This is a genomic window from Candidatus Symbiopectobacterium sp., assembly GCF_020054415.1.
Taxonomy (GTDB): domain Bacteria; phylum Pseudomonadota; class Gammaproteobacteria; order Enterobacterales; family Enterobacteriaceae; genus Symbiopectobacterium.
Genome location: NZ_JAHWCO010000671.1, coordinates 1 through 12,218 on the forward strand (window position 1 = coordinate 1; position 12,218 = coordinate 12,218).

Consider the following 12,218-nt stretch of genomic DNA (forward strand, 5'->3'; position numbering starts at 1 on the left):
AATCCAGGCGGCATCACAGAAATGGACGATGCCCTTACAGGACTGGCGTATGGCAATGAGTCGCTTTATTATCGAGTTCGGTGACCGCCTTGACGGTCACTTCTGAGGAAAGGCATTTACACAAAATCTTAAACAGGCTCTTATGCTGAGTATTTTTAAACCCGCTCAGCACCAGCCCAGGGTGAGCGACGATCAGGTCGATCCTCTATACCGTCGTCTGCGCTGGCAGATTTTTTTTGGGATCTTTTTCGGTTATGCCGCTTACTATCTGGTAAGAAAAAACTTCGCATTAGCCATGCCGTACCTGATTGAACAGGGGTTCTCTCGCGGTGACCTTGGCTTTGCGTTATCAGTGATTTCTATCGCCTATGGTTTTTCCAAATTTATCATGGGCTCCATCTCCGACCGTTCCAACCCGCGCGTATTCTTGCCCGCAGGGTTGATTCTGGCGGCGGCAGTGATGCTGTTTATGGGCTTTGTGCCTTGGGCAACATCAAGCATCGCTATCATGTTTGTACTGCTGTTCCTGTGTGGCTGGTTCCAGGGCATGGGGTGGCCGCCGTGCGGGCGCACCATGGTGCACTGGTGGTCGCAGAAAGAACGCGGCGGTATTGTTTCTGTCTGGAACTGCGCCCACAACTTGGGTGGCGGGATCCCACCGCTGCTGTTCCTGCTGGGGATGGCCTGGTTCCATGACTGGAGAGCAGCGCTCTACATGCCGGCGTTTGGCGCGATCCTGATTGCGGTGTTCGCTTTCGTGATGATGCGCGACACCCCGCAATCCTGCGGTCTGCCGCCGATTGAAGAGTACAAAAATGACTACCCGGTGGACTACACCGAAACCTCAAAGAAGGAACTGACGGCAAAAGAGATCTTCACGCAGTATGTGTTCCCGAACAAGCTGCTGTGGCATATCGCGATTGCCAACGTGTTTGTCTACCTGCTGCGCTACGGTATTCTCGACTGGTCACCGACCTACCTGAAAAAAGTGAAACACTTCGCGCTGGATAAATCCTCCTAGGCTTACTTCCTGTACGAATATGCGGGGATCCTTGGCACGTTGCTGTGCGGTTGGATGTCTGACAAGGTGTTCAAGGGCAATCGTGGTGCTACCGGGGTGTTCTTTATGACGCTGGTCACCATCGCCACCGTGGTTTACTGGCTGAACCCTGCGGGCAATCCGGGCATCGATGTGGCCTGCATGATTGTTATCGGTTTCCTGATCTACGGCCCTGTCATGCTGATCGGCCTGCACGCGCTGGAACTGGCACCGAAAAAAGCGGCGGGTACAGCGGCAGGCTTTACCGGACTGTTCGGTTACCTCGGCGGCTCCGTTGCAGCCAGCGCCATCGTCGGCTACACAGTTGACTTCTTCGGTTGGGACGGCGGCTTTATGGTGATGGTCGGCGGCAGCGTCATGGCGGTAGTACTGCTGTTTATCACCATGATCAATGAGAAGAAACATAAGGCGGAAATGGAGAAACGCGCCTAATCGCAAGCTCCTTCTGTCTGCTGGCGGCCTTGGCTACCAGCAACATCCTCACACCGCAGAGAGAAACAGACGACGCAACGCGTGCGCTACCGCATCGTCCACATTGCTGCCAATGACTTCCAGTTGCGGCAGTAAATCTTTCAGGCGCTGATGCGCGTTGCGCATAATGCATCCTTTACCGGCCATCGACAGCATTTCAAAATCGTTCATGCCATCGCCAAACGCAATGCACGACGTCAGGGTATGCCCCATCAGTTTGGCGACTTGCTCCAACGCATGGCCTTTGGATACGCCGCCCGCCATCACTTCCAGACAGCTCAGCGTGGAAAAGCTCACGTTAACCCGATCGCCCCAGCGTGCATTGATCGCCTCTTCCAACGGCAGCAGCTTCTCATGGCTGTCACAGGTGAAGAACACTTTACTCACACCATCAGTGCCGAGCAGGCCCGGTTCAAACAGTTTGTATTTGAATACTGGCTCCTGAAAAAAGCGTTCCTCTTCCGGACGAGAGCGGCTCATAAACCATTCATCGTCACGGTAGACGTGCGTCAGCATCTCCGGGTTGCGGTACACCATGCCGTAGAGGTCGTGTGCAATATCCTGATCCAGATTGTGACTGAAGATCAGTTCACCCTGGGTATTGTGCACGCGCGCGCCGTTAGAGGTGATCATAAAGGCGCTGATGCCCAGCCCGTCACGAATCTGCGCTACATCCAGATGATGCCGCCCGGTGGCAAACAAAAAGTGGATGCCCTGTGCGGTCAGCAGTTTCAGGGTCTCTTTGGCGAATGGAGACAGCGTGTGGTCTGGCGACAGCAGCGTGCCATCTAAATCGGAAGCAACGATGTGATACATAACAGTGAACTCTCACCTCTAAGGGGAATGGCGCGGCGTTGGCCGCAACATTTACGGATATTGTGCAACATGGTTGAGAATATGGGTAAACACCTGCGCCCGAATCCCATCTTCTTCGAATAACAGTTCATGGCGGGCACCCGCAATCACCACCGGAGTACCACCAACACAGGGGTGTCCGGCTTCAGCCAACGCCTGACAAAACGCATCCTGACTGTGATTATCCACCACGATATCCTCCTGTGCCTGAAGCAGCAGCAAGGGGGTGGTAATGTGCGCAGCCAATGCCATCAGTTCACGCCCGGCAGCCATCGATTCCCGCATCCAGTGATAGGTCGGGCCGCCAACGCGCAGGCCGGGTTCATCGGCATAGGCACGCACGCTGCGACGGTAACGCTCACGGCTGTGCGTTAGCACGTTGATCAAATAGGGCAGCGGACGCCATTGCCCAGTGCCGATAGCATAATAATCGCGAATGCGCGGGTGCAGTTCCGCCCAGGCAACAATGCGTGAAGCCAGCCAGCCTGGCATCGGCAATTTAATGCCACACATGGGCGCACACAGCGCCACGGCATCGAATGCATCCGGCCGACGTGCCAAAAAATGCCCTAGGATCGCACCGCCCATTGAGTGGGCGAGCGCAAAGCAGCGCTGGTAGCGAAAGGGCTCGGCCGTTTTCACCGCATCCACATGGTGCAACCAGAATTGCTCGACGTCGTCTACGTAGTCACCAAAGCGTACCACATGGCCACGATTACCGTCTTCCAGCATCCGCCCGGAGCGCCCTTGGCCGCGGTGATCCATGATCAGCACATCATAACCCGCCTGGAACAAATCGTAGGCTACTTCACCATACTTTACATAGCTTTCTATGCGGCCGGGAAACACCACCACCAAACGCGTGTGCTCTGGAGCGGTAAAGCGTACAAAGCGGATCGGCACATCATCAACGCCGGGAAATTCCCCCTCTTCACGCTGACGCCAGAAATCCAACAGCGTCCCGGTGACGAAGGCAGAAAACTGTTTTTCTCTTAATAATAGGCCGGAAATTTCGGGTGACATCACGTTTCTCCTTGCTGCACGACACCGCGCTAGCCCCCTGCCACGCGGGGACTACCAGAGAGTTTTGTGATCGCTGGCACAACAATCAGCAATGGCGTATTGTGGCACATTCGGTCGCAATTTTTAACCACGTAACGCATAGGTAAGCCCTTCAGTTTCCGTTGCCGCGATCGCAAACAATGCCAATGCAACAACATGCAATCAGGAAGCAGCTATGACCCTCGACTGGTGGTTAACCTATCTTCTCACAACGCTTATTCTCAGCCTTTCTCCGGGGTCCGGGGCTATCAATACCATGAGCACTGCCATCAGTCACGGCTATCGCGGTGCGGCGGCATCCATCGCTGTGCTGCAAGTCGGGCTGGCTATCCATATCGTATTGGTCGGTATTGGTCTTGGCGCGCTGCTATCGCAATCGCTGCTGGCTTTTGACATTCTGAAATGGCTCGGTGCCGCTTATCTGATCTGGCTCGGTATCCAGCAGTGGCGCGCGGCTGGTTCACTCGATCTGCATGCGCTGGCGGGCACCCTGCCACGCCGCCAGCTGTTTCGTCGTTCCGTTCTGGTCAACCTCACCAACCCGAAAAGCATCGTTTTTCTGGCGGCGCTGTTCCCACAGTTTATCGTGCCGCATCAGCCGCAGGTTGCTCAGTATCTGATTTTGGGGGTGGCCACCGTGGCGGTCGATATTGTGGTGATGATCGGTTACGCCACACTCGCCACTCGCATTGCTGTATGGCTGAAAGGGCCGCGCCAAATCCGCCTGCTCAACCGGCTGTTTGGCTCGTTGTTTATGCTGGTCGGCGCGCTACGGGCAACGGCGCGTAAGGTGTAATCCGTCACTTGCCGCCAACCGGAGGCGAGGACAAAACAGCGGGAGTGCTACGTCATGCTCGCTTAACGCGAAATAATCAGATGTAGCCCAAAGCCGGTAAACAGCCCCCCGCCAGACCATCAATCCATTTAGCCAAACGCTGATAGCCACGGCGCATTGCAGGCAAGGCAAACACCATTGCCACCAGGCTAAACCACAGCAGCGTTTCAAGAGAGATTAATGCAAACAGCCCCCAGCGCGCACTGGTGCCAACGCTGTCGCCCACAAACAAAGAGAATACGCTGCCGAAATAGATAAGCGCTTTCGGGTTAACGAGGTTGGTCAGCAAACCGCGTATAAAGGTTTTCCCTTTCGAAGGCAGTTCTACCGTTTCAACCGTTTGCAGCTCCCCTTTGCGACGCGTTGCGCGCAACATCTGCCGTCCCATCCAGCACAGATACAATCCACCGCCGATGGTAATAGCATCGTGCAACCACGCCATTTTTTGCAGTAACAGGTGCAACCCCATCAACGCAATGGCCGCCCACACCATTACCCCCCCAGAGAAATACCCAGAACGCCCATCATGGCTTCTTTGCGCGAGCGACTCGCCGCCGTCTGGGGAAACAAAAAAGAAATCCTGTCCCGGGCTCATCAATGCCACGAAGTGCACCATCGCCACGGTCAAAAACAACATCATGATATTTTCCTTTTTTACCACAGAGTCTAGAAATTCAAGTCCGATCAGCGCACATCGTCGCCATCGTCCAGATGTTCACGGATCAGCGACATAAATGGCGTACCGAATCGCTCCAGTTTACGCTGCCCGACGCCGTTAATCGTAAGCAATTCGCTTGCCGTCACCGGCAAGCGATCGGCCATTTCCAGCAGCGTGGCATCACTGAACACCACATAAGGCGGGATATCGTCCTCATCAGCAATGGCTTTGCGTAGTTTGCGCAGCTTGGCAAACAGCTTGCGATCGTAAAGCCCGGTGTACGATTTTTGGTTCGCTTTCGGCTTCAGGTTAACCACGCGAGGCACCGCCAACTGCAAAGGTATCTCACCGCGCAGCACCGGACGGGCCGATTCTGTCAGCTGTACCGCTGAGTGCAATGCAATATTTTGCATGAGGAACCCCAGGTGAATCAGTTGGCGTAGTACGCTGACCCAATGCTCATGCGATTGCTCACGGCCAATGCCGTACACTGGCAGCTTGTCGTGTCCCCATTCGCGAATACGCTGGTTATTAGCCCCGCGCAGCACTTCTACCACATAGCCTAGGCCAAAGCGCTGCCCCACCCGATATACGCAGGAGAGCGCCTTTCGCGCATCCACCAGGCCATCATAGCACTTAGGTGGATCGAGGCAGATATCACAGTTACCGCAAGGGGCATGCCGCCCTTCACCAAAATAGTTAAGCAACACCAGACGGCGGCAGGTTTGCGCCTCCGCGAACGCCCCCATCGCGTTCAACTTGTGTCGTTCAATTTCTTGCTGCGGGCCTGGCGGTTTTTCCTCAAGGCAGCGGCGCAACCACGCCATGTCAGCCGGATCGTAAAACAGCGCGGCTTCCGCAGGCAGGCCATCTCGCCCGGCACGCCCGGTCTCCTGATAGTAGGATTCGATCGTGCGTGGGATATCAAAGTGCACCACAAAGCGCACGTTGGGTTTGTTAATACCCATGCCAAAGGCGACGGTGGCTACCACCACTTGCAAATCGTCACGTAGAAACGCTTCCTGTACCTGCGCACGCCGTTCGTTGTCCAACCCAGCATGATATGCCGCCACGCTGAGGCCACGATTTTGCAGACGCGCACTGATATCCTCTACCTTCGCCCGGCTGTTGCAATAAATGATGCCGCTTTTACCGCGCTGACCCTGCACAAACATCCACAGTTGATCGAGCGGTTTAAATTTCTCCACCAGCGTATAGCGGATATTGGGCCTGTCGAAGCTGCTCAGATGAATATGCGGTTCGTGCAGATCGAGCAGGCGCACAATATCACTGCGCGTCGCGTCGTCAGCGGTGGCCGTCAAGGCAACCACTGGCAGCGTGGGGAAACGCTGCTTGATTTGCCCAAGGGCGCGGTATTCCGGGCGGAAATCATGCCCCCACTGGGAGATACAGTGCGCTTCGTCGATGGCAATCAGTGCCGGATTCCACTGAGCAAGCTGGTCAAAGAAGCTGTCTGTGGTTAAACGCTCCGGCGCGATATACAGCAGCTTGATTTCACCGCTGCGACAGCGGGTCATCACGTCCCACTGCTGCTCACGGGTCTGGGTCGAGTTCAGGCAGGCTGCCGTCACGCCGTAGGCAAGAAGCTGATCCACCTGGTCTTTCATCAAAGAGATCAGCGGAGACACCACCAACGTCAGGCCATCCAGCACCAATGCGGGGATCTGGTAGCATAGCGATTTTCCGCCTCCGGTCGGCATGATCACCAGACAATCCTGACCGTTGACCGCAGCCCGGATGACCGCATCCTGACCGGGACGGAATTGCTGATAACCGAACGTATCGCGTAGAACCTGAGCCGCTAACGCTTCCTTATTTAACACTTCCGCCGTAGACACGCGTTCCCCGATCCTCTTTGCATCGCATCAGCCCGTGGCCGATAAAATCAAACAGGCGCTATTTTCAGCGCCTGTTATAAAAACTGCAATCTTTTGACCACGAGAATTATTTTTTCTGAAAACGCGCCTCAAAAGATATCGTTCAACATCACACCAACACCGTAACGCGTCTGCCGATGGTTGTAGTCGATCATCGATTCGCCGTAGCCGCTAACCACCTTGGTATAAAAGCGTACATGCCTAGTTATCGGATAGCTCCACCCCAACTCTGCGTTGCCGTAACCGCTGTTCCAGTTGTAATGCCCTGCCACGCTGAAAATGCTGTCGCCCCAGACGTAGCCAACACGAACCCGATAATACCCCAGATACTTGGTGATATCCGGGTTGTCATCCTTGCGGTCGGGGATCAGGAACCAGGGTTTAAGATCCACCTTCCAGTTGCCGTTTTGCGCCATCAGGCGCATATAGGCGCGATCCCAACTGCGCGAAGTTGGATCTGCCTTGCCGTTAGATTGGTGATTCAGCCCCACTTCCACATCGCGCAATGTCCATCCGCCCAAACTGTAATCGGTCGCCCAGCCAAGAAATATCTGCGGTTCATAGTTAGTTTCACGAAACGGTGAGGATTCATCGGCATTCGACATCTGCCACCAAGATTGCTGGGTATAAGAGACTCCCAACAGCGAATTGTCGCCCATGATGCCGCGCCAGACGGGGAAGGCCAGACTCAACTGGAAATTCACTTCATCTTTACGCGCTTCTTTGGCCCAGTCGTAACTGCTGATCGCTTGTTTGTTGATGTTGGTGGTGTAGGTATAAAGCAGATAGTTACTTTCGTAGGGATAAAGGATAAAGGATAAAAGGGTTATCGTGGTCTTGCAGCAAATTGGCAATAATGCTGCCACGCACTGCGGGCCTGTCGTGTACAACTTGAACTTTTGCTTCTTCTGCCTGAACTTGTGCCGCCAACAAGAGCGCCACTACGCCCGCAATTTTGCGCATACGGTATCTCCGACCAACATGAAAGTAAGGAAAAATGATAGACACGCTCGTTATTATTCTAGCTTCATAATCTGTACTTGAATCATCACTTCCTAGTTATTCATGCTTTTCTCAAAAGAAACAGAAACACCTCATAAAACAAACAAAAATTTAACGTTAAACTATCCTTATTCTCTGTTCCGATCGTTACTGAGGGCCGCCCGCTATGTCATTACCGCTTGTCCAGCAGGATGACACGCTTTCCCCTGATGCCATGCTGCCTCAGGAGAGCGTTCGCCAACGCGTCAGCGACATATTTATTTATCAGATTCCCTTCAACCGGGAACTGGGGCTTGAACTGCGTGAGTTTGAAGTCGACCATGCCATTTTGGTGTTTGATCGTCAGGAGCGATTGGTCGGCAATGAGTTGCAAAAAATTCTCCACGGCGGTGTGATCGCCGTCGGGCTGGTCTGCGTTGGCAGCGCGCTGTTACGGCACCACAGTATCAGCATTCAGGAATTTCATCAGCGACTGGCACGCATGGGCACCATTGATCTGCGCGTGGACTATCTGCGCCCGGGCCGCGGCGAGCACTTTACCCTGACCAGCACGCTGCTGCGTGGCTGCAATAAAATCGCCGTGGCGCGCGCCGAGTTGCACAACGAGGCGCAGGTGCATATCACCACCGCAACGGCCACCTATATCGTCAGATAACGCCGAATTATTCGCACAGTAACGATATAAAAGGCTGAATAATCCTATTTTACCAAAACGAAGCACCAAAACGGGAAGGAAAGATGAAAATCACTGCGGTTTCGCGTACAGTACTCCCTCTTCAGTCCGTTGAGTAAGCCTTCCACATGAATGAACAGCAATCACGCCAGGGTGTGTTATTCGCCCTTGGTGCCTATTTCATTTGGGGCATCGCACCCGTCTACTTCAAGCTGATTGGCGCAGTGCCTGCTACAGAAATTCTTACGCACCGGATTATCTGGTCGTTTCTCTTCATGCTGGTTTTGGTGAGCATCAGCCGCAAATGGCGTCAGGTACAACACGTCATGGGATCGCCCAAAACGCTGCTGATGCTGGCACTGACCGCCGTGCTGGTGGGCGGCAACTGGCTGCTCTACATTTGGGCGGTAAACCATAATCACATTCTGGAAGCCAGCCTGGGCTATTTTATCAATCCAATGGTTAACGTGATGCTGGGAATGATTTTTCTCGGTGAGCGCTTCCGCCGCCTGCAATGGTGCGCGGTACTGTTGGCGTTCAGCGGCGTGTTGATTCAGCTCTGGCAGTTTGGCTCCGTGCCGGTGATTGCTCTGGCGCTGGCCTTTAGTTTTGCGATCTATGGCCTGCTGCGTAAGAAACTCGGCGTAGACGGCCAGACCGGCATGCTGATTGAAACACTGTGGTTGCTGCCTGCGGCAATTATCTATTTGTTTTTTATCGCCGATACACCAAGCAGCCACCTTGGCAATAACAGTGCGACGCTCAATCTGCTGTTAGTCAGCGCAGGCATCGTGACCACCGTGCCGCTGCTGTTTTTCACCGCCGCCGCTGTGAGAATGCGCCTGTCTACGCTCGGGTTCTTCCAGTACCTCGGCCCGACGCTGATGTTTATCATCGCTGTCACTCTTTATGGCGAACCGCTCGGCAGCGACAAAATGGTGGCATTCGGCTTTATCTGGGCGGCGCTGGCGCTGTTTATCATCGATGCCCTCATCGTCCAGCGGAAATTACGTCGCGTTCAGCGCCGTGTGTCGTGAGATGTAGCGTGACAACACCGGGCTAAACAGCAGCGTCGAAAACAGCCTCAGGGTTTGCATCGCAATCACAAAGGCCATGTCAACGTTACTGCCCGCTGCAATGACCGCAATGGAGTCCAGCCCACCAGGGCTGGTCGCCAGATATGCGGTAAGAATATCCACCGGCAGCAACAGCGTTACCCCGTAAGCCATCCCTCCACACAGCACCATCAGGCCGACGATAGAGGCCATCATCTGTGGCAAGGTGCGGATGGCCAGCAGAAAAATCGGGCGAGTAAAGCTTAAGCCCACACTCCAACCGATAAATGCATAGGCCAATGACAGTATCCACTCCGGCGTTTGCAGCGTCAGCGTCCCCGTCGAGTGTAGCGCGGCACCGAGGGTCATCGGCACCAGCAGTGCGCCGGACGGCAGGCGCAGCCAGCGCCCCAACAGCACGCCGCAGCATGCCACACCAAGTGTGGCAAAAAAACGCCAGTCGAGAGCAGGAAACCAGATCAGCGCGGCGGTATTATGCGCAGCCGTTTCACCAAGGCTCAAACGCGCCACAAATGCGGCAGCAGCAGTCACCATCAGCACGCGCAGGTATTGCATAAACGCCACCAGACGCACGTCGGCACCAAATTCGCTCGACATAGCAACCATGGCCGAGGCACCGCCGGGTGACGCACCCCAGGCCCCAGTGGTGCCGGGCAAGGCGCTGAACTTGACTAGTAACCAGCCAGAAAAGCTGCTGGCGGCAAGGGTTGCCACCAAAATTCCCAACACTAACGGCCATTCTTGCAACAGCGGACTCAAGATAGAGAAGGAAAGGCTCTGCGCCACCAGACAGCCAAGGATGGCATTAGCGGCCCAAAAATACGCAGGAGGCATACGGATAGTCGCCCCTTTCAACCCCATGGCGACGCCGATCATCATCGGCCCTAACAGAAATGCGGCCGGAACATGGAACCACTGCAATACCAACCCCAGCAGCAGAGAAGCAACCAACAGCACTCCCCACTGCGCCAAGGGCGAAACCCTTCCCATAGCGACAACCTGATATGACAATACCTGTAGAGGTTTCATTCTAAACAGAAGTAGGGGGCCATGAATATGGAAATGATCGTATACCCGTCATACTTCAAGCTCCTGTGCGTTGGCTGCACTCGTTCACCCGAATCACTTACCTGAGTAAGCTCATCGGGATTCTCTCCCTTGCCGCCTTCATACAACTCGAATTATTTAGGGTATAGAAGCAGAAAATGAGCGCGTTCCCGGCTTACGCCGGGAAGCATAGCACTATGGCTACAGCCAGTTTTTGCGCTTGAAGTAGAGATACGGAGCAAATCCTGCCAGGATCATCAGCACGATAGCCCCCGGGTAACCAAACGACCAGTTCAATTCCGGCATAAACTCAAAGTTCATCCCATAACTGGACGCCACCAGCGTCGGCGGCAGAAACACCACGGAAACCACCGAGAAGATCTTGATAATGCGGCTCAGCTCGATATTGATAAAGCCCATCGCCGCCTGCATCAGGAAGTTAACCTTCTGAAACAGAGATTCATTGTGCGGCAACAGGGATTCGATATCGCGCAGGATCTCGTGCGCTTGTTCCAGTTGCCCGCTCGGCAGGCGCGCGCGACGTACCAGAAAATTCAACGCACGTTGGGTATCCATCAAACACAGGCGTACCTTCCAACCCACGTCTTCCAATTCCGCCAGCGTCGAGAGCGCTTCGTCGTACTCTTCGCCCTGACGCCCTTCCATGATCACGCGACTGAGCGATTCCAGATCGCTATAGATGTTTTCGATTTCATCGGCCAGCTGTTCAATCTTGGTTTCAAACAGATCGAGCAACAGTTCGTAGGCGTTACCGTCTACCAGCGTCTGGTTGCGCGCGCGCATCCGGTACAGACGAAAGGCCGGTAACTCGCGCTCACGCAGCGTGTACAAACGCCCGTCGCGAATGGTGAATGCCACGGTGGAGTTTCCAGCGTGATCGTCCGCGTCTTCGAAGAAGAAAAAGGAGTGGATATGCAGGCCGTCTTCGTCTTCGAAGAAACGAGCCGATGCTTCGATATCTTCCAGTTCAGGGCGCGTTGCCAGGCTCTGCCCCAACCGGTTTTGCACCAGCTCACGCTCTTCATCTTCAGGCTCGACCAAATCCACCCACACGGAGGCGGCAATATCATCGGTGTCGTCCAGTTCCAGACGGGATAAACGGCAGTTATCCAGTTTAAATGCGCTCAGCATAGGCCATGTGCTCCTAGTGCGATAACAGAGAAAGACGGACGCGTTGAAGCACAGAAACGGTGATGACAGGGCACCAACAGGTTTCGAACCGACGGTGCTGACTCAATTTGATGACGGAGGGATACAACATCACCGATAACCACCAGGAAGCCTTAGAAATGGTTAGTAATCAATTGATTAATGAGCCAGTATCGACTGGGTGTGTCCAAGGCGGGGCCCTCCGGGAATAATGATGGGCGCATGTTACGCCGAGATGAAAAAGCCTGTCAACTTTTAAACTGTGACAGTTATACCCAATAAACCTCAAGATGCAGGTTTGAGCACCTGAAAACGATCGTGAATTCTGGACGTCAGCGAGTCCGCTATTTCTGGTAGCGTATTGGTGAAAAAATTAAATATTGCATCCCGAAAATCGCGGGTGTTTTCAAA

9 protein-coding genes and 3 pseudogenes are annotated in these 12,218 nt (G+C 54.3%); 4 read left to right on the plus strand and 8 right to left on the minus strand.

Annotation, left to right across the window (positions count from 1 at the left end; genetic code table 11):
- Nucleotides 1-142 precede the first annotated feature (142 nt).
- Nucleotides 143-1,492, plus strand: a pseudogene (gene glpT, locus QZ506_RS19355) (glycerol-3-phosphate transporter).
- Between the two features lie 48 nt (nucleotides 1,493-1,540).
- Here glpT and yigL read toward each other — a convergent pair.
- Together yigL and pldB are read right to left on the minus strand one after the other, a co-directional pair.
- On the minus strand, nucleotides 1,541-2,347 hold the full coding sequence (gene yigL, locus QZ506_RS19360; protein ID WP_291973227.1) for a sugar/pyridoxal phosphate phosphatase YigL: 807 nt from the start codon (nucleotides 2,345-2,347) through the stop codon (nucleotides 1,541-1,543).
- A 51-nt stretch (nucleotides 2,348-2,398) separates the two neighbouring features.
- A complete protein-coding gene (gene pldB / locus QZ506_RS19365; protein ID WP_291973229.1) occupies nucleotides 2,399-3,409 on the minus strand; it encodes a lysophospholipase L2 in 1,011 nt (336 codons plus the stop codon).
- Between the two features lie 214 nt (nucleotides 3,410-3,623).
- On the opposite strand from pldB, the gene rhtB reads away from it, so the two are divergent.
- Nucleotides 3,624-4,244 (plus strand): homoserine/homoserine lactone efflux protein, encoded by a 621-nt coding sequence (rhtB, locus tag QZ506_RS19370; protein WP_291973231.1) that lies wholly within the window; start codon nucleotides 3,624-3,626, stop codon nucleotides 4,242-4,244.
- A gap of 76 nt (nucleotides 4,245-4,320) precedes the next feature.
- Here the strand turns inward: rhtB and rhtC are convergent, their stop codons facing one another.
- The 3 genes and pseudogenes from rhtC to pldA form a co-directional block, all read right to left on the minus strand.
- Nucleotides 4,321-4,923 carry a threonine export protein RhtC gene (rhtC, locus tag QZ506_RS19375; protein ID WP_291973233.1) on the minus strand — a complete coding sequence of 201 codons (603 nt, stop codon included), beginning with the start codon at nucleotides 4,921-4,923 and terminating at the stop codon, nucleotides 4,321-4,323.
- A 44-nt stretch (nucleotides 4,924-4,967) separates the two neighbouring features.
- Complete coding sequence (recQ, locus tag QZ506_RS19380) at nucleotides 4,968-6,800, minus strand: ATP-dependent DNA helicase RecQ (protein WP_291973237.1); 1,833 nt, start codon at nucleotides 6,798-6,800, stop codon at nucleotides 4,968-4,970.
- Nucleotides 6,801-6,928: 128 nt separating this feature from the next.
- A pseudogene (pldA, locus tag QZ506_RS19385) lies at nucleotides 6,929-7,802 on the minus strand (phospholipase A).
- A 205-nt stretch (nucleotides 7,803-8,007) separates the two neighbouring features.
- Here pldA and QZ506_RS19390 point away from each other — a divergent pair.
- Both QZ506_RS19390 and rarD read left to right on the plus strand, forming a co-directional pair.
- Nucleotides 8,008-8,496: a thioesterase family protein gene (locus QZ506_RS19390; protein ID WP_291973239.1), complete on the plus strand. Its 489-nt coding sequence runs from the start codon at nucleotides 8,008-8,010 to the stop codon at nucleotides 8,494-8,496.
- Between the two features lie 146 nt (nucleotides 8,497-8,642).
- Nucleotides 8,643-9,551, plus strand: coding sequence for an EamA family transporter RarD (gene rarD / locus QZ506_RS19395; protein WP_291973241.1), 909 nt, complete (start codon nucleotides 8,643-8,645; stop codon nucleotides 9,549-9,551).
- Here rarD and QZ506_RS19400 read toward each other — a convergent pair.
- The 3 genes and pseudogenes from QZ506_RS19400 to QZ506_RS19410 all read right to left on the minus strand — a co-directional run.
- Entirely contained in the window at nucleotides 9,522-10,580 is a 1,059-nt protein-coding gene (locus QZ506_RS19400; RefSeq protein WP_291973243.1) for an AbrB family transcriptional regulator, read from the minus strand. The two genes, rarD and QZ506_RS19400, sit on opposite strands and share 30 nt — an antisense overlap.
- Nucleotides 10,581-10,838: 258 nt before the next feature.
- Entirely contained in the window at nucleotides 10,839-11,789 is a 951-nt protein-coding gene (corA, locus tag QZ506_RS19405) for a magnesium/cobalt transporter CorA (RefSeq protein WP_291973246.1), read from the minus strand.
- A 303-nt stretch (nucleotides 11,790-12,092) separates the two neighbouring features.
- Nucleotides 12,093-12,218, minus strand: a pseudogene (locus tag QZ506_RS19410) (IS630 family transposase); the annotation flags it as partial.